The 21,794-nt window shown below is 69.3% G+C and carries 27 protein-coding genes and 1 pseudogene; 12 read left to right on the forward strand and 16 right to left on the reverse strand.

The window, feature by feature from the left end:
* Window positions 1–91 precede the first annotated feature (91 nt).
* The 4 genes from AC559T_RS28760 to AC559T_RS28775 form a co-directional block, all read right to left on the reverse strand.
* On the reverse strand, window positions 92–649 hold the full coding sequence (locus AC559T_RS28760) for an MTB12 C-terminal domain-containing protein (RefSeq protein ID WP_235013591.1): 558 nt from the start codon (window positions 647–649) through the stop codon (window positions 92–94).
* A 218-nt stretch (window positions 650–867) separates the two neighbouring features.
* Window positions 868–1,383, reverse strand: coding sequence for a SigE family RNA polymerase sigma factor (locus tag AC559T_RS28765; protein WP_498870719.1), 516 nt, complete (start codon window positions 1,381–1,383; stop codon window positions 868–870).
* A 190-nt stretch (window positions 1,384–1,573) separates the two neighbouring features.
* Window positions 1,574–2,353, reverse strand: coding sequence for an MTB12 C-terminal domain-containing protein (locus tag AC559T_RS28770; RefSeq protein ID WP_498870720.1), 780 nt, complete (start codon window positions 2,351–2,353; stop codon window positions 1,574–1,576).
* Window positions 2,354–3,645: 1,292 nt separating this feature from the next.
* Window positions 3,646–4,482, reverse strand: a complete 837-nt coding sequence (locus tag AC559T_RS28775; RefSeq protein WP_498870721.1) for an oxidoreductase — start codon at window positions 4,480–4,482, stop codon at window positions 3,646–3,648.
* Window positions 4,483–5,055: 573 nt separating this feature from the next.
* Here AC559T_RS28775 and AC559T_RS28780 point away from each other — a divergent pair.
* Window positions 5,056–5,748, forward strand: coding sequence for a TetR/AcrR family transcriptional regulator (locus AC559T_RS28780; protein WP_498870722.1), 693 nt, complete (start codon window positions 5,056–5,058; stop codon window positions 5,746–5,748).
* Window positions 5,749–6,348: 600 nt separating this feature from the next.
* On the opposite strand, the gene AC559T_RS28785 is transcribed toward AC559T_RS28780, so the two are convergent.
* Window positions 6,349–6,579, reverse strand: a complete 231-nt coding sequence (locus AC559T_RS28785) for an excisionase family DNA-binding protein (RefSeq protein WP_112108536.1) — start codon at window positions 6,577–6,579, stop codon at window positions 6,349–6,351.
* Window positions 6,580–6,639: 60 nt separating this feature from the next.
* Here AC559T_RS28785 and AC559T_RS28790 point away from each other — a divergent pair, with 60 nt between their 5' ends.
* The gene (locus AC559T_RS28790; RefSeq protein WP_112108535.1) at window positions 6,640–6,978 is read left to right on the forward strand and encodes a DUF4326 domain-containing protein; all 339 of its coding nucleotides are present in this window, start codon (window positions 6,640–6,642) and stop codon (window positions 6,976–6,978) included.
* Between the two features lie 76 nt (window positions 6,979–7,054).
* On the opposite strand, the gene AC559T_RS28795 is transcribed toward AC559T_RS28790, so the two are convergent.
* Window positions 7,055–7,186 carry a hypothetical protein gene (locus AC559T_RS28795; protein WP_306769286.1) on the reverse strand — a complete coding sequence of 44 codons (132 nt, stop codon included), beginning with the start codon at window positions 7,184–7,186 and terminating at the stop codon, window positions 7,055–7,057.
* Window positions 7,187–7,528: 342 nt separating this feature from the next.
* Between AC559T_RS28795 and AC559T_RS28800 the strand changes: the two genes are divergently transcribed.
* A complete protein-coding gene (locus tag AC559T_RS28800; RefSeq protein WP_112108533.1) occupies window positions 7,529–7,888 on the forward strand; it encodes an EthD domain-containing protein in 360 nt (119 codons plus the stop codon).
* 181 nt (window positions 7,889–8,069) lie between these two features.
* Here AC559T_RS28800 and AC559T_RS28805 read toward each other — a convergent pair whose 3' ends face one another.
* Window positions 8,070–9,161 (reverse strand): endonuclease/exonuclease/phosphatase family protein, encoded by a 1,092-nt coding sequence (locus AC559T_RS28805; protein WP_498870723.1) that lies wholly within the window; start codon window positions 9,159–9,161, stop codon window positions 8,070–8,072.
* A 218-nt stretch (window positions 9,162–9,379) separates the two neighbouring features.
* On the opposite strand from AC559T_RS28805, the pseudogene AC559T_RS28810 reads away from it, so the two are divergent.
* Window positions 9,380–9,766 (forward strand): annotated as a pseudogene (locus tag AC559T_RS28810) (IS630 family transposase); the annotation flags it as partial.
* 13 nt (window positions 9,767–9,779) lie between these two features.
* Here the strand turns inward: AC559T_RS28810 and AC559T_RS28815 are convergent.
* Window positions 9,780–9,917: a hypothetical protein gene (locus AC559T_RS28815; RefSeq protein ID WP_498870724.1), complete on the reverse strand. Its 138-nt coding sequence runs from the start codon at window positions 9,915–9,917 to the stop codon at window positions 9,780–9,782.
* A 212-nt stretch (window positions 9,918–10,129) separates the two neighbouring features.
* Window positions 10,130–10,621: a GbsR/MarR family transcriptional regulator gene (locus AC559T_RS28820; protein ID WP_071064623.1), complete on the reverse strand. Its 492-nt coding sequence runs from the start codon at window positions 10,619–10,621 to the stop codon at window positions 10,130–10,132.
* 151 nt (window positions 10,622–10,772) lie between these two features.
* Between AC559T_RS28820 and AC559T_RS28825 the strand changes: the two genes are divergently transcribed.
* Window positions 10,773–11,660 carry an alpha/beta fold hydrolase gene (locus tag AC559T_RS28825; protein ID WP_498870725.1) on the forward strand — a complete coding sequence of 296 codons (888 nt, stop codon included), beginning with the start codon at window positions 10,773–10,775 and terminating at the stop codon, window positions 11,658–11,660.
* A 7-nt stretch (window positions 11,661–11,667) separates the two neighbouring features.
* Here the strand turns inward: AC559T_RS28825 and AC559T_RS28830 are convergent, their stop codons facing one another.
* The gene (locus tag AC559T_RS28830; RefSeq protein ID WP_498870726.1) at window positions 11,668–12,327 is read right to left on the reverse strand and encodes a histone deacetylase; all 660 of its coding nucleotides are present in this window, start codon (window positions 12,325–12,327) and stop codon (window positions 11,668–11,670) included.
* 142 nt (window positions 12,328–12,469) lie between these two features.
* Between AC559T_RS28830 and AC559T_RS28835 the strand changes: the two genes are divergently transcribed.
* The 7 genes from AC559T_RS28835 to AC559T_RS28865 all read left to right on the forward strand — a co-directional run bounded on the left by AC559T_RS28835 (window position 12,470) and on the right by AC559T_RS28865 (window position 16,472).
* Window positions 12,470–12,721 (forward strand): hypothetical protein, encoded by a 252-nt coding sequence (locus tag AC559T_RS28835; protein WP_498870727.1) that lies wholly within the window; start codon window positions 12,470–12,472, stop codon window positions 12,719–12,721.
* 376 nt (window positions 12,722–13,097) lie between these two features.
* Window positions 13,098–13,502: a YchJ family protein gene (locus AC559T_RS28840; RefSeq protein WP_498870728.1), complete on the forward strand. Its 405-nt coding sequence runs from the start codon at window positions 13,098–13,100 to the stop codon at window positions 13,500–13,502.
* 212 nt (window positions 13,503–13,714) lie between these two features.
* The gene (locus tag AC559T_RS28845; protein ID WP_498870729.1) at window positions 13,715–14,284 is read left to right on the forward strand and encodes a dihydrofolate reductase family protein; all 570 of its coding nucleotides are present in this window, start codon (window positions 13,715–13,717) and stop codon (window positions 14,282–14,284) included.
* Window positions 14,285–14,822: 538 nt separating this feature from the next.
* A complete protein-coding gene (locus AC559T_RS28850) occupies window positions 14,823–15,104 on the forward strand; it encodes a type II toxin-antitoxin system Phd/YefM family antitoxin (RefSeq protein ID WP_112108529.1) in 282 nt (93 codons plus the stop codon).
* Window positions 15,101–15,382 carry a type II toxin-antitoxin system RelE family toxin gene (locus tag AC559T_RS28855; protein ID WP_131626566.1) on the forward strand — a complete coding sequence of 94 codons (282 nt, stop codon included), beginning with the start codon at window positions 15,101–15,103 and terminating at the stop codon, window positions 15,380–15,382. Before AC559T_RS28850 ends, AC559T_RS28855 begins: the two co-directional genes overlap by 4 nt.
* 377 nt (window positions 15,383–15,759) lie before the next feature.
* On the forward strand, window positions 15,760–16,137 hold the full coding sequence (locus AC559T_RS28860; protein WP_498870730.1) for a type II toxin-antitoxin system RelE/ParE family toxin: 378 nt from the start codon (window positions 15,760–15,762) through the stop codon (window positions 16,135–16,137).
* Window positions 16,134–16,472, forward strand: coding sequence for an XRE family transcriptional regulator (locus AC559T_RS28865; RefSeq protein ID WP_018635323.1), 339 nt, complete (start codon window positions 16,134–16,136; stop codon window positions 16,470–16,472). The genes AC559T_RS28860 and AC559T_RS28865 overlap by 4 nt, the downstream gene beginning before the upstream one ends.
* A gap of 155 nt (window positions 16,473–16,627) precedes the next feature.
* On the opposite strand, the gene AC559T_RS28870 is transcribed toward AC559T_RS28865, so the two are convergent.
* From AC559T_RS28870 to AC559T_RS28895, 6 genes are all read right to left on the reverse strand, one after another.
* Window positions 16,628–17,068 carry a hypothetical protein gene (locus tag AC559T_RS28870; RefSeq protein ID WP_368953200.1) on the reverse strand — a complete coding sequence of 147 codons (441 nt, stop codon included), beginning with the start codon at window positions 17,066–17,068 and terminating at the stop codon, window positions 16,628–16,630.
* Between the two features lie 101 nt (window positions 17,069–17,169).
* Complete coding sequence (locus tag AC559T_RS28875; RefSeq protein ID WP_112108522.1) at window positions 17,170–17,628, reverse strand: TadE family protein; 459 nt, start codon at window positions 17,626–17,628, stop codon at window positions 17,170–17,172.
* Between the two features lie 12 nt (window positions 17,629–17,640).
* The gene (locus AC559T_RS28880) at window positions 17,641–17,886 is read right to left on the reverse strand and encodes a hypothetical protein (RefSeq protein WP_071064611.1); all 246 of its coding nucleotides are present in this window, start codon (window positions 17,884–17,886) and stop codon (window positions 17,641–17,643) included.
* 49 nt (window positions 17,887–17,935) lie between these two features.
* Window positions 17,936–18,952: a type II secretion system F family protein gene (locus tag AC559T_RS28885; RefSeq protein ID WP_071064609.1), complete on the reverse strand. Its 1,017-nt coding sequence runs from the start codon at window positions 18,950–18,952 to the stop codon at window positions 17,936–17,938.
* A gap of 46 nt (window positions 18,953–18,998) precedes the next feature.
* Window positions 18,999–19,859 (reverse strand): type II secretion system F family protein, encoded by an 861-nt coding sequence (locus AC559T_RS28890; protein ID WP_071064603.1) that lies wholly within the window; start codon window positions 19,857–19,859, stop codon window positions 18,999–19,001.
* Window positions 19,859–21,145, reverse strand: coding sequence for a TadA family conjugal transfer-associated ATPase (locus tag AC559T_RS28895; protein WP_112108539.1), 1,287 nt, complete (start codon window positions 21,143–21,145; stop codon window positions 19,859–19,861). The genes AC559T_RS28890 and AC559T_RS28895 overlap by 1 nt, the downstream gene beginning before the upstream one ends.
* Between the last annotated feature and the right edge of the window lie 649 nt (window positions 21,146–21,794).

Raw genomic sequence — 21,794 nt, forward strand, 5'->3', positions numbered from 1 at the left:
CCCGTGCTTGTTCTCTTCATCATGTCCGGCAGGATCGCATATTCCCGGCGCACATTCCGGGTGGTGCGCCCTGGTGTACGGACGCTTCCGATCAGGCGGATCCGACGAGGAACGAGTACGTGCCGGAACTCACCAACCAATGGCCGTCGACGCGGACGGCTACCACCTCTCGTCTGATCTGGTACCCCCATTTCCTGCCGAGTTGGGGGTCGGTGTGGGTGAGGATGATGGTCGCTCGGGCCTGGTTGCCGGCGATCAGCGTGATGTTCTCAAGCTGTACCTTGAGGTTGCCGACGACACCTGGATAACGCTGGATGAAACCCCGTGTGATGTCGCGGTACCGCTCGCCGTTCTGGACGTAGGCCAACCCGTCGTCGATGTTGTCGTCCCCGTCGAATGCCTCGGTGAACGCCGTCGTGATCTCGTCCACGGTGGCCTGGTCCGGCGGCACGGGGGCGGCTGGCGGGACGGTTGCCACGCCGGCCGGCGGAACGCCCGGATGCGTGGTCGCGCCGGTGGCCGGTCCGGGGAGCGGGCTTCCGGCCGCCGGTGTGATGACGTTCAGCCCGCGGTCGGAAGGGAGGTGTCTTTCGACGGTCAGGCCGCCGATGATCACTGAGCTCGTGGCCAGCGCCGCCGCTACGAGCACGAGTGCTTTACGCCCTCCTCGCTGATGACGCGGCGGAGCCGGTGCGCACACCCTGACGGTCAGGTCGGCCGGTGCCACGACGGACCGTGTGGCCCGGTCGAACAGTTCGCGCAGCGTCTGTTCGAAGGCCAGATCAGATGCGGAGGTAGACCCGGACCCGGACCCGGAATCGGGGCCGGGGCCGGGGCCGGGGCCGGGGTAAGCGTTGTCGGCCGGCATCAACGCCTCCTCTCGATTCGGACGCGGACATCCCCCAGATGCTGGCTCCCACGCAGCCGGGCCAGCGCCCGTGACGCGTGGGTCTTCACCGAGCCGACGCTGCATCCGAGGATCTCGGCCACCGCGGCTTCCGGCAGGTCGTCGAAGTAACGCAGGACGACCACCGCGCGTTGTCGTTTCGGTAGTTCGCGCAGGGCCCTCAGCACCTGGTCCCGCACCGCCAGATCCGGCATGCCGTCCGCACCGGCCCGTTCGGCCGCCGCGTCCAACGGCTCCTCCCGGAACTGTCGCGACCGCCACCGGCTCGAGGCCGCGTTCACCAGCACACGGCGGACATAGGCCTCCGGAGCGATGATGCGTTCCCTGCCCCAGCGCTGGTAGGTGCGCTCCAGGGCACCCTGGAGCAGGTCCTCGGCCGCGTGGCGGTTACCGGTCAGCAGAAAGGCCGTCCTCATCAGACGGTCGGCCGAGGCAGTGACGAAATCCTCGAACGACTCGTGGGACGCGTCGTCCATCCAATGCCCCCATTGATTGGCCCGCGCCGCCCAGCACCGCTGCGTGCACGTCGATGGGGCGGCGGCCCGCCATGACGCGAGCCGCCGCCCCGCTGGGCGCGCCGAGGCCGAGAGTCGGCCGGCAGTCACTGGCTCCGGCGGCGCGGCGCCCCCTGGCCGCGCGGCTTCCGGGGAGCCGCCGGTCGACGGGCTAGGCGGGAGCGCTGCCGAGCAGGGACGCGAACCCCAGCACGCTGTGGTAGGTCTCCTCCGAGACCTTCCACGAGCCGTGAGTGAAGACCGCCTCGCCGGTGCTGCCGATGGAACCGGACCGGCCCTGGTAGGTGTAGGCGACCGTAAACCTGACCGAGGCGTGGTCCTGCGCCCAGAAGTAGATCTGGTTGACGGTGACCCGCGCGCTCAGCCCCGGGTAGGTGGTGCGGAACTTCTCCAGCACGCCGACCAGGCGCTGGCCGTTCTCCACGGCGGCCAGCGGCACCCGCGGCGGAGCCTCGGAGCTGTTGAGACCGACCGCGAACGCGACGCGGATCAGCGGCTCCGACAGCCTCTGCCAGGCCGTCGGCGTCGGCGCCGGGCCGACGGTGAGCGACTCGGCGATTCGGAGCAGGTCGGCCTCGGGCAGCAGGCCCGGCGGGGTGGTCCCGTTCTCACCGACCCGGCCGCTTACGGTCAGCACGACGGACGGGTCGCCTTCCACCCAGGTCATCTCGGAGATACCGCCGCCGCTGGCCAGCAGGGTGACAGCCTCGGTGCCCCGCAGCGCGACCCGTCCACGCTGGCTGCCGGGGTAGTACTGCGCGTAGGCGCTGGCCACGTCATCGAGCGTCGCCTCGGGCGTATCCCGCTGGACTGTCAGACGAACAGTGGTGCCGCCACCCTCGAACGTGCCGATGATGACTTCGCTCTCGATCCGGGTGCTCGGCACGGCGCTGGTGAAGCTGACGCCGCTGGGCAGCCAGCCAACCCTCACCCCGTCCACACTCGGAGCCGGCCTCCCACCGCCATCGCTTCCCGGGCCGCCTCCCGGACCGCCTCCGGGGCCGGCGGCCGTCGCCGGGCCGGCGACCGCCACGGTCACGAGCCCGGTCAGGGCCAGTGCCGTCAGTCTGCCGAGGGTGCGGGACAGCCGACGTGCCGTGGGACGCCGCCGGGATCCATGGGATCCCTCCTGATTGATCCCTCGCGCCGCGTCATCCGGCGGGACCGTTCGCTTCGACAGGATGGTGGAAGGGCCGTCGGAACAATCCGTCATTGACGCTCCTGCTCTGGTAGGCGCTGGCCACGGCGGCGCCACGCGCCGAGATAGCCCAGCTGCCGTTCGGGTGTTTCCCCCTCCTAAGAGCGGCGGTTGACGTAATTAGGTTGACGCGTTCGACCAAACCTTTCCCCAACACCCGGCGTCGCTACGCAACAACTCGACAACCGCGAGGGTGCTCCCGGTTACGCAAGGTTCACCCCCACGCGTAGGTCAGACGTTGTCACCGAGATTGTCTCGCCAGCGGGTGGTCCTTAGGTGAAAGCCGGGCGCGCAGACGGAAGGTGGAGGGACACACCATTGCCACTGCCGTACCCGTGAGCTGCGCCTTAGCGTGATCCGGGGTGTTCTGGGCGGGGCGCCGCAGCTCGGCGGGGACCGGGCGGCGCTGTTTCCCGGCACCACACTCGGATTCATGTCGGATAATTGTTCGTGGGGCCGTACACCCGGCGCGGCCGAGCCGGCGCCGGTTACCGCGGCCCCAGGCCTCAGGCCTCAGCGATAACGACGCCGGGAGCACCCACCGCATCCCGCCGGGTCGAGGTTCTCAAATCTGGGCTGGTAGAGCTATGTCGCCGGCCCGGATCGAGCAGCGGGTCCACTTCAGCGTCACGGCGACCGAGGCCGGTGGCCTGAGCGGCGTTGACGAACGGCGAGCCGTGCGAATCCGCGACCGGGTCGAAGCCTCGGGCGGCCGGGTTCGCTTGGACGGCGCACCTTGACGGGCGACCTCCCGGTCTGACGCGGCCCGGTGCCCGGCGGGGTCGTACCCGCGGGCGGGTGCCGTCGCGCGGTTCAGCCGCACCACGGCGGAGGGTGGACGCCACCGGCCCGCTGCCCGGCGCCTACGACAGGATGCCGCTCCAGGCGCCCGTGCGCTCCAGGCCGTCGGCGGTGGCACGCTGGTCGCCCTCGCCGCCCTGGACGGGATCACGGACCTTCGGGCGCCGCTCCCCGGACCCGGGCGATAACCGGGCTCGACAGGCGGGAGTGGCCGCAGTGGCGGTTCAGGCCGGAACGCCGGAGGAGCGCTTGACCAGGGCGTCGAAGGTCCGGTCGGGCAGGATCTTGCTGAGGAAGATGAGCGGCCGGGCACCGAAGCCGACGCGGTAGCGGGTGTGGGGTCGGCGGGCGGCGGCTGCCTTGGTGACGGCTTTGGCGATGACGCTGGTCGGCGAAGTCATCCTCGCGTCAGGGCGTGAGCTGGACTCCAGCGACGCAGCCATGGCGTTTGCCTGCTCGGCGTACGGCCCCTGGCCGGAGGTGGTGCGTAGCTTCTCGGCAGCGATCGCGCCCCACTCGGTCCGGATCGAGCCCGGCTCGATGAGCAGGACAGCGATGCCGAACCGCTTGAGCTCCAGGCGCAACGCGTCGCTGAGTCCTTCGACGGCGTACTTACTGGCGTGGTACCACGCACCCATGGGTGTGGCGAACCGTCCACCCATGGAGCTGATGTTGATGATGGTGCCACTGCGCTGGGCACGCATGGCTGGCAGCACCAGCTGAGTCAGATGGGCCAGACCGAACAGGTTGACCTCGATCTGCGCGCGGGCCTCGCGCATCGGGACGTCTTCCAGCGCGCCGTATGAGCCGTACCCGGCGTTGTTGACAAGAACGTCAATGCGGCCTTCAGCCGCGAGGATCTCAGCGACCGCGTTCTTGGTCGAAGTCTCATCGGTGACGTCGAGCGAGAGCGTACGTACGCCCGAGGCCGCCAACGCCGTCATCCGGTCGGCTCGGCGAGCAGCGCCGTAAACGATGAAGCCGGCCTCATGGAGTTGACGGGCGGTGGCCTCGCCTATGCCGGAGGAGGCGCCGGTGACCAGAGCTACCTTCTTGGTCATGTCAGTTCCTTTCGCCGTGTCGTGGTGTTGCACTTCGCCGTGTCGTGGTGTTGCACTCCGGCCAGGCCGGGGGCGCTGTCCGAGCAGGTACTGGCCGACACCCAATCGGGTCGGGAAGCATCTATCAGACCATCGGTCTCTACTGTAAGAGACCGATGGTCTCCAGTCAAGAGACCGCCGGTCTGTATCGCGTTGTGCAGTTCGAGGTCGGCGCCGCAGGCGGTTCCTGTCGGCCGTCGCCAGTGGCGGGACGTGGGTCCCGACTTCGGGCGCGCACCCTCGAGCCGGCTCAACCGTCGCGGGTGAACAGTGGAGCGCGCGCCCCGCGAGTGCGTTGAACGCGCGACCCGACAGGGCGCGACGCAGGGCGAGGAGGGTTCGGCGCCGTAGCCGACGGCATAGCTGCGACGATCTTCGTGCCGCACGCAGGGAGGGGTCCGTGCGATCGGTTGACGTTGCCCGCCAACGGGAGGTGCGCCTCCGACCGGCAGCCCTCGACCCTCGATCGGACCACCGACCCCCGAAGAGTAAGAGACCGACGGTCTATAGTCAAGAGACCGGCGGTCTCCTAGAATGGGTGGTGTGACAGCTTTCCAACGCGCCAGGAGCGAGGAGCAGCGCACCGTGCGGCGGCAGAGCATCCTCCAGACTGCCGCCACGATGCTCGATGAGATGCCCGTCGCAGCGCTGAGCCTGAACGAGCTGAGCCGCCGCGTCGGACTGGCGAAGTCCAACGTGCTGCGCTACTTCGAGTCGCGCGAGGCCGTGCTCCTCGACCTCCTCGACCACGCCGCCGCCGAACTCCTGGCAGAGATCGACGAGGCACTGCAGTCGAACGTCGACCCATCCGCCCCGCCGCACAGCAGGGCCCAATCCGTGGCCAGCGCACTCGCCACCTCGTTTGCAACTCACCCGATGCTCTGCGAACTGCTCAGCGCACAGGCCGGAGTGCTGGAGCGCAACGTCTCCATCGAGGTCGCAACCCGGTACAAGCAGGGTGCACGCGACAGCCTGGTCGGACTTGCCACGCTCCTCCAACGCCTACTCCCCGAGCTCAAGGAAGAACGTTCCGCCCGAGCAGCCAGCATGATCATAATCCTCGTGGGAGCCCTGTGGACCCACAGTCATCCCGCCCCCGCCGTCCTCGCCGCCTACGACGCCGATCCGAGCCTGGCATTCATGCACGTTCCTTTCGCCGAGGCACTTGAGCAAACAGTCGCGACCTTCCTGGTCGGCATGCTGATTGAGGGCGCCCACACTCCATAACCGCTGATTCCGAAGGCAGTGTTGCGTTCGGAGGGTCGGTAGCCCGGCGGATGTCTCACCCGAGACCGACAGGGAGGGCCCGTCCCCGCGGCGCCCCATGCCCTCGGCGCCACCCCAACGCGGTCCGGGCGTCCGTGTGTGGAGCGGGCTCCACCATCGCAACCGGGCGGCCGACAGGGAGAAGAGCGTGGAGTCGTTGAATGCCGGGGAGGAAGTCATTGTTGCAGGGCTTCCACTTCCACCGATGCTTGCCGCAGTCAGGTGTGAAACGGGGAACTGCGCAGGAGCGCATCAGCGGCGGGACGTGCACCGGTGGCGGCGCGGCGGTGAACGCCTCGTAGGCGGCGCTTTCGCCGAACCGTTCCCGCCACGACTGTGCCTGGTCGGTGAGTACCTTCAGGACGGCCGGTTGATCCCGATAGGTGCCGGCGAGCAGAATCGCCTTCTCGGTGGCCCTTGACAGCCAGCGTCTGCCGGGGGTGGAAGTCCGGGTAGCAGTGAGCCCGGCTGTTCCCTCCCAGCAATCCGGATCAGCAGATCGCGCAACGTGTTCGGGTGGAGCACGCTGGCGTCGTAGACCACCACCGTGAAGGCCATCGGTCAGTGCATCCCCAGCTCCTGGGTCAGCCCGGTCAGGTCGTCGGCCGCACCCCCGCGCTCCAGGTCGTCGCGGCTCCGGTACTCGTGGAGGTCACGGAACCTGACCCGCCGATGGGTACCGACCAGACAGAACAGGATCTCGCCGGACTCCAACAGCCTGATCGAATAGGGCCGGGACACGGTCAGGAAGTCAGCCGCCTGCTGTGTGGTCACCTCAGCGGAGTCGGGCATGACGTTGATGCGCTTCCCCTCCGTCAGGTACGACGTCGCGCAGCACGACCTGGAGGCAGTATGACCACCACCCCGGCCCGCATCCGGCTGTCCCGCGTCCCGGGGTGGCGCATGCCGGCGGGCGCCGAGAAGGTCGACCGGACCACCCCGTGGGGTAACCCGTTCGATCACCGTGAGTGTGGCCGGGCCGACGCCATCCGGCGGTACGCCGCATGGCTCGCCGGTGAGGGACCGGACGAGCTGCCCGGGGGCCGGCGTGTGGGGATGGTCTCCCGCTCCTGGGTACTCGACCACCTGCCCGACCTCGCCGGCCATCAGCTGGCGTGCTGGTGCCCGCTGGACGAGCCGTGTCACGCCGACGTACTCGCTCGCCTCGCCACCGAGAGTGCCGGGGCCTGACAGTCCCCGGTGCGGCTGGGTGTCGGCCGCACCCCTGACCACGCTGGCCGCGAAGATGGAACCCGGTCACAGCCGGCTACCCCGCAGCGGGACGCAGATCGGACAGCACCCCGACCTCGATTTCGAGCATCCGGAGCCTGTCCTCGGGAAGCAGCGCGAGGATCGCCTCCACCTGCACCCGCAGGCCGGGATCGGACGTCCACCTCACCGCCGGAGGCTGGCCGGCCGTCGCTGTCGCCCGGCCTCCACGGCTTGCCTGCCGGGCCGCATACCTCGCCGTCCCTCGGTCCCGCACGAACCGCTCAGCCCGATCGTCATCGGACCTTGGAGGATCTTCGACATGAACTGATCATCCGTCAGGCCACCGCGCGCCTCGCGCCCCACCAGGTCCCAGGGGGTCACTTCTCAGGAAACTGCGACACAGGCCCCCGGCGTCATCCACGGTGGCTTCGTGGCCCGCCCGCACACACCACGCACCGTGGGGTTTCCTGCACGACGTGTACGGGGCGCTCGCGGCCGCGCTCGAACCGTCGATCTCCAGGGAGAGCGTGTGATCAAGATCGTGTCCCTCATGAGCCGCAGGCCAGGCCTCACGATGGACGAGTTCATCGCCTACTACGAGGAGAAACACGTTCCCCTGGTGAGCAGGCTGCTGCCCTTCTATTCCGACTACCGGCGCAACTTCGCGGTGGAGGGCACCGAACACCGGACCGGTCACATGGCCCCGGGTCGCGCCACGGAGCGGCTGTTCGACGTCATGACCGAGCTGACCTACGAGAGCGAGGAAATGTACCGGAAGACGGTCGACGCCCTCGCCGGCGAGGAGATCGGGCGGATCATCGCCGAGGACGAGGCCCGTTTCCTCGACCGCTCGTCCATACGCACCTACATCGTCAACGAACGCCGATAGCGACGTTTGGAGCACCCACCACATCCCCGCCGGATCGAGGTTCTTGGTCGTGGTGGGACTCCCCCAGCCAACGACGTCCCCCACAACCGAGAAATACCAGGTAACAGCATTTGCCACTTCTCATGATCCTCGAGACGGGCAGAGGTGCTCTGGTACGCCGCCGAGAAAACGCAGGTTAATGCTATGGACGGGAGATCGCGAGTGTGGCTACAACGCCCGCGTGATCGGAAGGCCACAACCCAGAGAGGGTCCGGTCGCGCAGTTTGTTGCCGATTACGGTCGCCCGAACCACCTGAATGTGTCCGGAATCTGAATCTTCGGGACGCATAGAATTGTACAGCACGTAGTCGATGCGCTCGTAAAGAGTTGACGGCACCGCATCAAGGTCTATCTGAGTGGCGGTGAAGCCGCCATCGGGGCCATGGATCGCCGTCCACGCGTCCGTATACCCGTCCTGAGCGAAAAGAGCGTACGGGCCAGTGGGGTCACTGGGCGGTGCGTTCAGATCACCGAGCAGGACCACCGGGTGTGCCGCGGTGGCGAGCTTGGTACGCAGCTCTTCCGCCTGGGCGTTACGGATCTGCGGGCTGTCGGGGTCAAGATGGGTATTGGCGACTCGTACCGTCCGGCCCCGAGCCGTCACGTCGACCGCTGACCAGCCGCGTGGAATCGTGATCGGTCCCGCCGCGGTCGGGATGGTCAACCGAGCCATGTAATCATGCGACTCGGAGTGGCTGACTCGCCACCGGCCGGTGGTGCCGGTTCGCACAAGAATCGCATCGTGATCGGTCAAGCTCACCTGTCGGGTAGGACCGATCGGCGACTGGGCGGTGAAGTTGGTGTTCTTCGCGGCAACCTCGTAGTTCAGGCCCTGTTCCCTGAGCGCCTTGAGCAGGATCGGCAGGTAGTCGACAGTGGTGCGCAGCGGACCGTCGATCGGGCCCTCTTTCCACAGCGCGACCTCCTGCAGGCCGAGCACGTCGGGCCGTTGCCGGGCGAGCAGCCTGGCAATCGCCCGCGCCCGCGCAGGGAAGTCAGCCCACAGCACGTGCCGGTAGGCGATTCTGGTCTGGCGGATCATCTCCGCTAGATTTGGGGCGGCGATGATTGGGGAGAGGTCGGCGCCAAGATACAGGTTGTAGGTGTTGACCTTGAGGTGTTTCGCGGCTGGCCCATCGGCTGGACGGCCGTCGAAGCCGGCCATGGCCGTCCGGATGGGAGTCGTTTCAGCCAGCGCCGGCACAATGAAGGAAAAACTAGCCAGCAGCACCACTACCAGTAGCATGAGGTGCCGCCGCACACGGAGTTCCATATATCCATTCCTTAATTCCGGAAAATGACGCACGGAACAGGATACGAGCGCAGGGCATCCGCCAGGCGCGGACGGTACCGAAGTCGCGTGAACCACTGAAGCGACGCGCCGTGACGCGAAGAAGAACCGAAAGCAGCTGGATCTGATTGTTCCGCATGAGATTCCGGTAGAAATTTCACAACCCGCCGGAGAAGGCGGTCGTGCTCTGCGCCGACGAGAAAAGCCAGATCCAGTCCCTCGACCGCTCCCTGCCGATGATGCCCGGCATGCCCGAACGGCGCACCCACGACTACCTGCGCCACGGCATCACCAGCCTGTTCGCCGCCTTCGACATCGCCGACGGCACCGTCGTCGGCGAGCTCCACCGTCGCCACCGCGCCATCGAGTTCCGCCGCTTCCTGACCCTCATCGACAAAACCGTGCCGGCCGACCTCTATGTCCACCTGGTCTGCGACAACTACTCCACCCACAACACCGCCGAGATCAGGACCTGGCTGGGCCGTCACCCCCGCTTCCACGTCCACTTCGCCCCGACCGGCCCCTCCTGGCTCAACCAGGTCGAACGCTAATTCGGACTGCTCACCGACAAACGATGTCGAGATCACCGGTGATGTTGGGAGAACCCTGCAGACGGGTACCGACCCCACCGACGATCACATAGCTCGCCTGATGGTCGGCGAGGCGTCGCAGCAGACCGCGAAGATGGAACCCGGTCACGGCCGGCTACCCCACAGCGGGACGCAGATCGGACAGCACCCCGACCTCGGATTCGAGCATCCGGAGCCTGTCCTCGCCCTACCCGTGCCAGCCGCCTCCGACAGAACGCGACACCCACCGGGCGAGAACGAACGCCCCCTACCCGTCCATCGATGGCAGGCGCGGCGACCCAGGACCGCCCCAACGCGGACTCGGCCGACGTGCATCAGCTCTCAGGCGCCGGAGCGGCCGGTGGCCTCCCAGCGCCGGAGCATGTCGGTGAGTTCCCGGCGCATGAAGTCGAAGAAGGCCAGGGACTCCGCCAGCCGTCGGCCGGCGACGCTGTCCGGCCCGGCGACCTCGATGCCCGCCCGGATCTGCTCCTCCCAGCGGGCCAGCGCCACGTCCCGGCTGCGCATGATGTTCAGCCACACGTCGGCGTCGACGCGAAACCGATCCTGCCGTTCACCGGCCGGCCGCTCGCGCACGATGATGCCTGCTCCGGTCAGCATCCGCACCGCGCCGGAGATCGACGCGAGGCTGACGCCGAGGCGTTCGGCGAGCTCCGCGGCGCTCAGGCTCTCCGCCTCGGACGCGTACAAGCAGACGAACACCAGGGCCGGCATCCGCGGCAGACCAGCCTCGCGCAGCACGCCGGCGAACCGCTCGGTGTAGCGGAGCACCGCCTTACCGTCGGGCTCGGCAGGCGTCTTCCTGGTCGGCACAGCAGGACTCCGTCCGCGCTAAGTTTTCAGAAATTTTCAAAAAATTTGATACAACCAGCAGGCAGTGGCCTCGGAACCGGTCACACCCGCCGTCACTCCGCCCGGCACTCCGCCCGTCGCTCTCCGGCCGTCCGATGGAGGATCATCGCAGGTGAGTCGCTACCGACGAGACCTCGCAGCCGCACGCCGTCGGCTCGCCGCCCCACCCGCGCCGCTGCGCACCGTCTCGACACCGCAGGGCGCCGTGGAGTACCTCGATCTCGGCGAGGGAACACCGGTGCTGGTCGTGCACGGCAACAACGGCGGCTGGGACCAGGCGGCGGACTGGTCACGCCGGCGCCTCGGCCCCGGTCACCGCACGATCGCGGTGTCCCGGTACGGCTACCTGGGCTCCGAGCTGCCCCCGGGCGCCACCACCACCGGCCAGGCCGACGCGCTGGCCGCGCTGCTCGACGCCCTGAGCCTCGACCGGGCCCACGTCGTCTCGCTGTCCGCCGGTTCGATGGCCGCGGCGCGGCTGGCCCTCAGCCACCGGGATCGGGTCGAACGACTCGTGCTGGAGTCCCCGGTGCTGCCCGCGGCCAGGCCGCTACGGCTGCCCCCGACGTTCGTCCTGCGGGCGATGCTGCGCTCGGAGCGGCCGACCTGGCTGACCACCGTCCGCCCGTCACTGGTCGCCCGCGCCAGCGGCGTCGGCTGGACGAACCTGGACGCCGACGGCCAGGCCGAACTGGCCGAGATCATGACCACCCTGCTGCCGGTGCACCCCCGCCACGCCGGCATGATCTTCGACAACGTCGTGACCGCACCCGAGATGCTCGCCGACCAGCTGCCCTGGGAGGAGATCAGCGTCCCGACGCTGGTCGTCACCGCTGAGGACTCCCCGCTCCCCCGGCCCGCCGCCGCGCGGGCTGTCGTCGACCGCCTGCCGCGCGGGAACCTGCTCGTCCTGCCGCGTGGCGGGCATCTCCTGCTGGGGAACATCGGGCCGCTGCGCGCGGCGCTCGCCGCCTTCCTGACGGACATCACGCCCAGGTGAGGAGGGATCACCCGGCGGATTCGGTCACGTCCGCGGCGGTGAGACGTCCGGCGATCTCGTCGGGCTGCCAGACGCCGTGGGCGCCGGGCAGCCCGGCCAGGTAGGCGGCGATCCGCGCCGGCGGCCAGCCGTTGCCCTCCCGCAACCCGGCCGCCAGCATGTCCAGGTAGGCCCCGGAAGGAGCGGTGAGAGCGACGTCGGCCAGCCCCCACGGGGCGGTGAACGTCAGCAACGGCACCGGACCCCAGTGGCCGACGAGCAGCACCGTCTCGTACCGGCCGGGCCCGAGAACAGCCCGGCCGGCGCCGAGCAGAGCGGTCAGGTCGAGGTCGCCGCCGGGTTCCCGGTGCATCTCCTGCGCCGCGATGTCGACGAACTGCTGGCGGCTGAGCAGGTACGCGCGGGCCGCGGCCAGACCGGGCACCGCCGGGTCGTAGAACGCCATCCCACCACCCCAGACCTTCGACTCCAGGGCGAAGTACACCGATCCCGGCAACAGGAGCGGCGCGGTGGCACGCGGCGGACGACGGTCACGGCAACCCGGGTAGACGTGGGTCGTACCCGGCATCGTCCCGCCCGCCAGGTAGTAGGCCAGCCGCGACGACCGCAGGTTCGACCCGTAACTGACGTACCAGACCAGTGGCGTGCCCGCCCGATCCACCGCCACCTCGGCCTCCTCGACCACCGCTCGCCGCCCGGCTGACGTCCACGCCCGTCCCATCCTGGACCGTCGACGGTTCTCACCCCCGTCTCACCCCCGGATCAACGCCCCTGCGGAGACGACGGCAGCCCAGGCTGGCGTTCCTCAGGTGGTGGTAACCCAGGCGGGTGACCAGCTGTACCGGGCTGGCCGGGTAGCGGACCTGGGTGTCGGCGCGGCACACGACGGTCCGGCTCCGACCACCGAGTCCCTGTCCGCCGCGCTCAGCACCGCTCTGACCCCCGAGACCCGCGCACGCGCGACAGCCCTGGGCTGCACGATTCGCAGCGACGGGGTGACCGTGGCCGCAGCGCTGCTGCTCGACGCGGTCAGCCGAGAAAGGCCTTCCGTGTCCGTGTGAACCCCCCGAAGCAGCCGGCAGGTCTCGCCGCGCGCCCGCCGGGCGTCGTGGACTACCGAGACCGCCACCGCGATACCCTGACGGGCATCAGCTCAGCCCACGCCGTGCGCTCGTGGAGGTCCCTCCTGACCGAGATGATGGCGCCCACGTGGATGCGTGCGGTCGCCGGCTCTCGGCCGCGCACACCGATCAGCGGCCGCGCTCGTCACACGCGCACGAACAAGGCACCTCGCCGGAGTCCGAGCTCGCCGGGGCCGGCGCTTGACCCGGCGACCTGGATCGCCGAGGTTGCCGAGGCACGCGGGCGCGCTGGCAGGGGTCCTGAGGGCCGGCAGGCGGAGTTGGCCTACTCTCTCGTGACGCCACGCCGCACCGCATGAGCGTCGTCGACCAGTGCCCGTGCGGCTCCCACCGGGAGTACGCGGAGTGCTGCGAGCCTTTCCATCTCGGGAACCCGGCGCCGACCGCCGAGGCGCTCATGCGATCCCGCTACAGCGCCTTCGCCCGCGGCCTCGCGCCGTACCTGCTGCGCACCTGGCATCCCTCGACGCGCCCCAAGCGCCTGGACCTGGACGTCGGTATGACCTGGCGCGCCCTGCAGATCGTCGACACCGTGAACGGCGGCCCGGGCGACGACACCGGTGTCGTGGAATTCCGCGCGATCGCGCGCTCGGCGGACGGCGAGCGTCGCGTGCAGCACGAGCGCAGCACGTTCACGCGGATCGACGGCCGCTGGCTCTATGTGGATGCCGGGACGGGACCGCTGGTCCGCGACCGGTGATCATGCGGCCGCCTCCAGCCCGGCTTTACAGCCTCGCCAGTGCTGCCCTCGAGCGACACTGGCAGAACAGGGTGCCGGTCCTTCGGTGCTGCGGCTACGCGATCCTCGCATCCTCCCAGCAGGTCCGAACGGGGGACCGAGGAGAAATGGCGGCGGCGCCGGTCTGATGACGGTCCGCCAGATGCCCGCGACCGCAGCAGGGAGAGCCACCCATGAGACCGCTCCGATACTCGATCAACATCACCCTCGACGGCTGCTGCGACCACCGGGTAGGGATGATCCCGGACGAAGAGTCGCATCGCTACTGGGCCACCAATCTGGAACGAGCCGATGCCCTTCTCTTCGGCCGGGTGACCTACAAGATGATGGAGGCGGCGTGGCGGCAGCCGGCGACGGGAACGTGGCCTGACTGGATGGCTGACTGGATGGCCCCCTTCGCCCGGACGATCGACGGGGCGAAGAAGTACGTCGTGTCGGGCACCCTGGACCAGGTCGACTGGAACGCGGAGCTCGTGCAGGGTGACCTGGGGAAAGCTGTTCAGCAGCTCAAGCGGGAGCCTGGAAGAGGCCTGTTCGTGGGAGGCGTGACGCTCCCGCTGGCCTTGGCGGATCTGGGATTGATCGATGAGTACGAGTTTGTCGTGCAGCCCATCCTGGCGGGCCACGGGCCGACGTTGTTCGTCGGTCTGAGCGAGCGACTCGAGCTGAAGCTCGTGGGGCGCCAGGAGTTCCGGTCGGGGGCGGTCGCTCTGCGGTACCAGCCCGGTCGAGTCTCGGCTTGAAGGTCGGCTGCCTCTGGGCACGCGGGCCTGGCAACTCCGCCACAACGCCGAGGTCGACACAGGCGTGCCCTCGAACGCCGGGTCCGTGACCACCGTCGTCATGGAGTGTGCAGGTCGGAGACCTGAACGATCTTCTCTGTAAGCGCCGATGACCACGGTGAACTGGCCGTTCATTGCACGTTCTCCGCCGTGCTGAGCAGCGAGGACACCGATCGGACGCGAACGGAAGTGCGCCAGTTCACCGTGGTGTCGTCGATCTTCCATCAGCGTCACCCTCCGAGCCGGAGGGTGGAAGATCGACCCTGAGCGCGGCCGCTCCGAGCTCGTAGTCGTCGCCCTGTTCGACGAGACGCGCCGCCGCCCTCCAGAGGCCGGGTAGCGCAAGCCAGCCCTTGCCTCGACCCGCGGCCCGCGCGGTTCCGCCACGGCCACGCCCGCTTCTCGACCGTGGACGACATCGCGGCATGCCTCAACCAACATCGTCCGTCCACGTGCACCAGGCCAGCCCTCGCCTGAGAGGAGACTAGAATTCTGGTCTATGCAGACGCTACCGCTGTCCGACGTGAAGGCCCGGCTGTCCGAGATCGCCGACGAGGTCGATCGGACGCACGAGCGCGTGCACATCACCCGTAACGGCCGCGACTTCGTCGTGTTGATGGCCGCCGAGGATCTGGAGCGCCTGGAGGAGACAATCGCGATCTTGAGCGACCCGCTGACGATGCGTCAGCTCGCCGAGTCGGACGCCGAGCTTGCTCGCGGCGAAGTCGTGACGGCAGAGGAGATCGCCGAGGACATGCGGCGCAAGTTCGGCGCCGCATGACCGACCCCGTCGGCCGCTACGTCCTCCAAATGTCTCCAGCGGCCCGCCGCGCACTCAACGAGAGTCTCCCCCACACCGTGGCCGCAGCGGTCTACGAACTGATCACCGGGCCGCTCCTGGACGCTCCCTACCGGGTCGGGAAACGGCTCATGCCACCGCTCGATGACCGGTTCAGCGCGCGGCGGGGGACCTACCGGGTTATATACCGCATCGACGACAAGGCCATGACCGTCACGGTCGTCGCCATCGACCACCGCCGCGACGTCTACCACCGCTGACCACCCGAAGAGCACTGGTCAGACGCCGGACCGATCGGCCCGATAAGCGCCGATGACCACGGTGAACTGGCCGTTCATTTGACGTTATCCGCTGTGCTGAGCTGTGAAGAGCCTGATCCGGCGTGAGCGGAAGTGCGTCAGTTTACCGTGGTGCAGTCGATCTTCCCATCATCACTACCCGTGATCGTCGCGGCAGCCGCCGGGGACCACCCTCGGGGCAGCGCGCATGTCGACCGGGGCGAGCGATCCTGGACGCTCCGCTCCGCCTCCGAGCGGGGCCAGTCCCCAGCTGGAGGGGCGAGGGCTGGGGCTAGTGATCTACCTCGCCACCCTGAGATCGGCGAGTCCCTACTTAACTTCTGGGTTAAGCTGTTGCAGTGTCGCGCTGGGAAGTGCTCTTGGTCGACGATGTCGCCGCATGGTTCGTTGACCTGACCAAGAACGACCCCCGCTCGGCCGACCTCGTTGAAGACGCGATCGATCGGCTTGCGGCTACAGGCCCGACGCTCGGCCGGCCGCTGGTGGACCGGATCAGGGGTTCGCGCCACCACAACATGAAGGAGCTACGACCGGCTTCGACGGGCCGTAGCGAGATCCGGATCCTGTTCGCGTTCGACCCGGTCCGCCGGGCGGTGCTGGTCGTAGCCGGGGACAAGTCCGGCGACTGGCAGCGTTGGTACGAGACAGCCATACCCCAGGCCGACGAACGCTATGACCTCCATCTGGCCGAACTCGACGGGAGGGAATACCGGTGACAGCACTGAGATGGGAAGACGTCAAGCGCCAAGCCGAGCAGGCACGGACTGCTGCGGGCCACCCGCTCCGCAGCGACGCCGACCGCGAGGCAGGGCAGCGCCGCCTCGACGATGAGATCCACGCCTACCGGCTGGCCGAGGTGCGGCGCAGCCGTACCCTGACCCAACGTGAAGTCGCCGCGACGATGGGCGTCTCCGGCCCCCGCGTCTCGGACGTGGAACGGGGCAAGCTCGACGTGGTCTCCGTGTCAGTTCTGCGCGCCTACGTCGAGGCCCTCGGCGGGAAACTGAAGGTCACCGCCGAGTTCGACGACTCGAGCTACACCGTCGCCTGACCGCCACCCGCCCGACGGGGCCCTGCCGCCAGCCGGCCACGGCAGGGCCCGTTTGTCTGGCAGTACCAATCATGATCATAATCCGCAATAAGTCCGCTGGACGACGTAAAACCGCGTGATCCCACTTAACACCATGACACCAGGAATCACTGGTACTACTGGGTTTCTCGTCTGTCGGCACGATAAGCATCGATGACCACGGTGAACTGGCCGTTCACGGTTACGTCGGCGAGGCCGCCCGCGACGGCGCCCACCCCGGGCAGGTCGACGTGCGCGCGGACGCACACGACGAAGCGGGCGCCTGGTTCGAGAGTGGCGGCGCCGTCACCCGGGTTGCCCGCGCCGCAGTCGGCTCCCTGCGGGGCGAACCTGACCTCGGGCGCGCCGTCGATGCCCTGGTCGGTGAAGGCGAGCTGGGCGGCGAGCCGGGCGCGTTCGAGACCCGCGGTCTCGCTCTGCGAGGTCGCGAAGGCGCGCCCGGCCTCCCGGGCGGCCTGCGTCACGCCGAAGGCCGAGCGCTGGACGGCGAACACGGCCAGAAAGAGGTAGACGAACGGGATGAGGAGCACGATCGAGAGCCCGACAAACTCGATCATCGCCGAACCCTGATCGCGGTCGGCACGCCCCGCGACGTTCGTCAGGTCCGCGGCGTGCGCCGGGCCCGCGGCGTGCGTACCGGCGGCGGTCGGTTCGGGCGTCACGGGGTCTCCTTGACCGCGTGGCCGGTCACCGTCACGGTGACGCCGTCGCCGAGTGGGACAAGGCTGAGCGGCACCACGACCGTGCAGGTCACCTGGACCAGGGGGATGTCACCAGGGCCGACCTCGTCCTGCCCCGTGCAGACGGTGTCCGCGCGGCCGGGGAGCGTCTCGGCGATGAGCCGCTGGGCGTAGGTTCCGCCCTCGCTCGCCGGTACCTCCAGGTTGGCGGCGTGGCGCGCGCCCTCGGCGGCGTCCGCGGCCAGGGTGTTGCGCACGTGCAGGACCAGCCCGACCTGGATGACGCCCAGGATGAGCATCAGCAGCAGCGTCCCGACCAGGACGAACTCGACGATCGCGGACCCACTGTCACCGTCACCGGTCACCCGATCCGCGGGGACGTTCGGGACGGCCGGCCCGCCCCAGCGCCACGGGAACCGTGGCGGCCACCTGCGCACAGCCGCGATCGTTCAGTCGCCGGCGATGCCGGTCACCTGTTCGATGGCCGAGGTGAACAGCGTCTGCAGGGCCGGCGTCGCCAGGGTGGCGATCGCGACCACCAGCGCGGCCGTCATGACGGTCACCATCACCCAGCCGGGCACGTCCCCGCGGTCGGCCCCGCGCAGGGCCAGCCGCTCCCGCCGCGCCGCCCAGCGCGACACCGCTCGTGCCGCGACCCAGCCGCCGTCCCGGGCCCTCGCTCCGAACTTTCTCATGGTCCCCTCCCTCATTTCGATCTGATGCCGCTCGATCTGATGCCGCAGGTCACTGCGCGATCACCGTGAAGCTGACGAGCGCCGGGTAGAAGGCGAAGATCACCGTCGTCGGCAGGATGAGGAAGACCACCGGGATCATCATCGCGATCTCCTTGCGCCCGCCCGCCTCCAGCAGCTGACGCTTGCCCGCCTCGCGGACGTCCACCGCCTGCGCTCGCAGGACGTCCGCCAGAGGCGTGCCGCGCTCGATCGCGACGGCCATGCCGTCGACGAACCTGGCCAGCGGCGGCAGTGACGTGCGGGTGGCGATGCCCTCCAGGGCCTGCACGAGCGAGGCGCCCGCGTGCGCGTCGGCGAGCGCGAGCCGCAGCTCGGTTCCCAGCTCGCCGTGGGTCAGGCGGCTGACCCGCTCCAGCGCGCCGATCGCGGACTCCCCCGCGGTGACGGCGAGCGCCAGCAGCTCGGCGACGGTGGGGAACTCCATGAGCATGCGGTCCTCGCGCTCGCGGATCGCCCGGGTGAGCCACCAGTCCCGCGCCAGGATCCCGCCGGCGGCGCCGGCGACCACCAGCGCGATCCCGACAAGGGCGGGCGGCCCGACCCCGAACAGCGTGCGCATCGCCAGGACGAGGGCGCCGAGCAGGGCACCGGCGACCGCGCAGATCACCTGCTGCACCCGGAACTCCTCGACGGGGGTGCGCCCACCAGCCTGGACGAGCCGCCGGTTGAGGGCCACCCGGCCGCCGAGGAAACCGTCGAGGCGGCGGGCTGCGTCCTCGACGAACGGTCGGACCAGCGCCTCCACCGCTCCGAGCCCGAACCGCCCCGCCGTGCCTCCCGCCATGATGGGACGTCCGCCCGCCGGGCCGGAGGAATCCGACTCGGAGTGCCCGCCGCGCCGGGCGCCGTCCGCCAGCAGGCGCGACGGGACCGGCGTGTCGCGCAGGTACGGGTCGAGTCGGTCGGCCAGCCGCACCTTCCGCGCGGGTGGCGACCGGTAGATCACGATGACGAGACCGACGCCCAGGACGAGCCCGAGCAGCGCGCCCGCGGCCACCGTGCTCACCGAGCCGCCCCCGGCTCCCGGCCCACCCGTCCGTCCGAAGATCTACTCATGGCCGCAGCACCCGCCCCTCCTCGGGCAGGCGCCCGATCCGCTTCATGAGCACGTACGCCAGGACGGAGACCCCGGCGCCACCGAGGAGCACCAGCACCCCGGTGGGGCTGTCGTAGGCCTGGATGTTCTCGCCGCGACTGGCGAGCAGCAGCAGGACGATCCACGGCGCCGCCATCGCGAGGCGGGCGGCGTTGACCGTCCAGGCCTGGCGGGTCTCCAGCTCCGCGCGGGTGCGGGCGTCCTCGCGCAGGAAGGTCGACAGGGTGCGCAGCAGGCGACCGAGGTCGGTGCCGCCGACCTCTCGGGCCATCCGCAGCGACTCGATGATGCGGTCCGCGACGGGATCGGCGAGATCGTCGGCGAGCCGGTCGAGGCAGGTCGAGAACGAGCCGGTCGCGCGGTAGTCCTCGCCGAACCGGGTGAACGCCGGGCGCAGCGGCGCCGGCCCGCGGACGCCGACCGCGGCCAGCCCCTCGGGCAGCGACATGCCGGCGCGCACGGCGCTGGCGAGGTTGTCGACGACGTCCGGCCACAGCTCGCGCAGGTCGTGGATGCGGGCCCGGCGCCGGCGCAGCACGAGCTGGCGCGGCAGCACCGAGGCGAAGGCGGCGAAGGCCACGGCCAGCGAGAACGTGCCGGAGAAGACCAGGATGACCAGGCCGGCCACCAGTCCCAGGGCGGCGCTGATGAGGACGAACTGGTGCGCGGTGACGCCGCGGATCCCGGCCTGGGCCAGTGTCTCGCGCAGGTTGCGGGCCCAGGAGGCCTCGGCGCGCGCGCCACCGGCCCGCGGACGCCCGCTCGCCACGATCAGGAAGAGGCCGAGACCGAACAGCAGGCCGAGGAAGATGCCCATCAGCGCTCGACCGCGATCTGCGCGTACGCCCGCTCGTGCTCGCTGGGAGCGAGCAGCGCCGGCAGGTCGAAGCCGGCGCGCAGGTACCGCTCGGGATGGGGCGGGAACCCGTCGGCGCGTACGAGCATGTTGCCGCGGGTCCGGAAGATCTGGGCGACCTCCACCGTGTCGCCCTCGGTGCGGCCCGGCAGCGCGGCGATCTCGGTGACCCGCCGCCGGCCGTCCGCCTCCTTCGACAGGTGAACGACCAGGTCCACGCTGGAGGCGACGGTGGGGACCACGAAGGAGTGGGTGACGTTCTCGCCGGCCAGCAGCGGCAGGGTGCACAGCTTGGTCACCGCCTCGCGGGCGGAGTTGGCGTGCAGACTACACATTCCGGGCAGGCCGGAGTTGAGGGCGATGAGCAGGTCGAGCGCCTCCTCCTGGCGCACCTCGCCGACCAGGATCCGGTCCGGGCGCATCCGCAGCGCCTCCTTGATGAGCCGGCGCAGCCGGATCTCCCCGGTGCCCTCCAGGTTCGCCTGCCGGGTCTGCATGGCCACCCAGTCGGGCGCGCGCAGCCGGAGCTCGAAGACCTCCTCGACGCTGATCACCCGTTCCCGGGCGGGGATGGCGGAGCCGAGGCAGTTGAGCATGGTCGTCTTCCCGGCCTGGGTGCCGCCGGCGACGATGACGTTGAGGCCGGAGATGACCGACGCCTCCAGGAACATCGCGGCGTTCGGTGTGATCGTCCCCAGGGCGACGAGCTCGTCGAGGCTGCCGGCGGACAGAACGAACTTCCGGATGTTCACCGACCAGTGCACCCGGGTGACGTCCGGGATGACGACGTGCAGGCGGGAGCCATCGGGAAGCATGGCGTCGACGAACGGGGTGGAGAGGTCGACCCGGCGCCCGGACGACTTCAACATGCGTTCCACCAGGTCCTGCACCTGGTCCTGGGTGAGAATCGTGGTGGTCAGCTCGCTGCGCCCGTGCCGCGCGACGAACACCCGGCCCGGCTCGTTGATCCAGATCTCCTCCACGGCCGGATCGTCGAGATGGCGTTGAAGCGGCCCGAAACCGGCGACGGCGTCGTAAACCGAACGAGCGGTCGCATCCCGGTCGACGACGGGTGGGAGATCACTGGTGAGCGCACGTTCCTCGTAGTCGACGAGAACCGCGTCCACAAGTTGACGAATGAGGACGGGTTCCCGCTCCGGGTCGAGGGAACGCCGCCGGATCAGTTCACGGACCTCTCCTTCCACGTGAGAGGTCGCGTCCGGCCAGTTCCCGCGTGCTGCCGCCACGGAGAATCGCCGCTCCTCTTCCATATTCACGCGGCCAGCCCCCCACGCTTCGGACATCAGCTACGAAGCGTAGGAAGCGGGTCACTCGACATCAACCCTTCCAAGCAGGTACGCAAGCAACAACGTTCGCACAACCTCGGACGGCCGTCGGCGCCGGGTCGGACCACTACCAGCCACGCAGCGCGCGAGATCCCACCACCCATCGAGGGGGCAACTACCCTCTGTAACCGATCTTCCGTGTCACTCTCGGCGCTGGTGTCCGCTCCGCGGTGGCCCACCATCCCCTCCCGGCGGGTACCCGCGACCGCCGCGGCCCTGTCCCGATGAATGGATACGGAAATCAGATCGGCGCCGAAACGCCGACCGCGTGCGCCACCATCGATGCGCCGAAGCGGTAACCTGCCGGCGGTCAGAAACCCGTACGTCGCACCACCACACAGGAAACCGACAACGCGCGGTCCGCGCCGACCGGTGGAACTCCCCCACACCACCTTCCAGGTCGCCGACCGCCGCCGACGCCTGCCTCGGGGGTCATTCACGTGCCCGGTCAGCCAACGTCCCGCCCCACCGAACGCCCACCGGGCACAGCTGTTCCATCGTCACCACCCATACCGGCCGCGATGCCGGCCCCCCGACCGACGCCTTCCCG

It is taken from the genome of Frankia sp. Hr75.2, from assembly GCF_949319125.1.
GTDB lineage: Bacteria > Actinomycetota > Actinomycetes > Frankiales > Frankiaceae > Parafrankia > Parafrankia soli.

Excerpts from the sequence above, each read along its gene's own strand:
- AC559T_RS28765 (WP_498870719.1), bottom strand. The coding sequence starts at position 1,383 with ATGGACGACGCGTCCCACGAGTCGTTCGAGGATTTCGTCACTGCCTCG.
- AC559T_RS28775 (WP_498870721.1), bottom strand. The coding sequence starts at position 4,482 with ATGACCAAGAAGGTAGCTCTGGTCACCGGCGCCTCCTCCGGCATAGGC.
- AC559T_RS28780 (WP_498870722.1), top strand. The coding sequence starts at position 5,056 with ATGGGTGGTGTGACAGCTTTCCAACGCGCCAGGAGCGAGGAGCAGCGC.
- AC559T_RS28785 (WP_112108536.1), bottom strand. The coding sequence starts at position 6,579 with ATGCCCGACTCCGCTGAGGTGACCACACAGCAGGCGGCTGACTTCCTG.
- AC559T_RS28790 (WP_112108535.1), top strand. The coding sequence starts at position 6,640 with ATGACCACCACCCCGGCCCGCATCCGGCTGTCCCGCGTCCCGGGGTGG.
- AC559T_RS28840 (WP_498870728.1), top strand. The coding sequence starts at position 13,098 with ATGAGCGTCGTCGACCAGTGCCCGTGCGGCTCCCACCGGGAGTACGCG.
- AC559T_RS28845 (WP_498870729.1), top strand. The coding sequence starts at position 13,715 with ATGAGACCGCTCCGATACTCGATCAACATCACCCTCGACGGCTGCTGC.
- AC559T_RS28850 (WP_112108529.1), top strand. The coding sequence starts at position 14,823 with ATGCAGACGCTACCGCTGTCCGACGTGAAGGCCCGGCTGTCCGAGATC.
- AC559T_RS28855 (WP_131626566.1), top strand. The coding sequence starts at position 15,101 with ATGACCGACCCCGTCGGCCGCTACGTCCTCCAAATGTCTCCAGCGGCC.
- AC559T_RS28870 (WP_368953200.1), bottom strand. The coding sequence starts at position 17,068 with ATGATCGAGTTTGTCGGGCTCTCGATCGTGCTCCTCATCCCGTTCGTC.
- AC559T_RS28880 (WP_071064611.1), bottom strand. The coding sequence starts at position 17,886 with ATGAGAAAGTTCGGAGCGAGGGCCCGGGACGGCGGCTGGGTCGCGGCA.
- AC559T_RS28890 (WP_071064603.1), bottom strand. The coding sequence starts at position 19,859 with ATGGGCATCTTCCTCGGCCTGCTGTTCGGTCTCGGCCTCTTCCTGATC.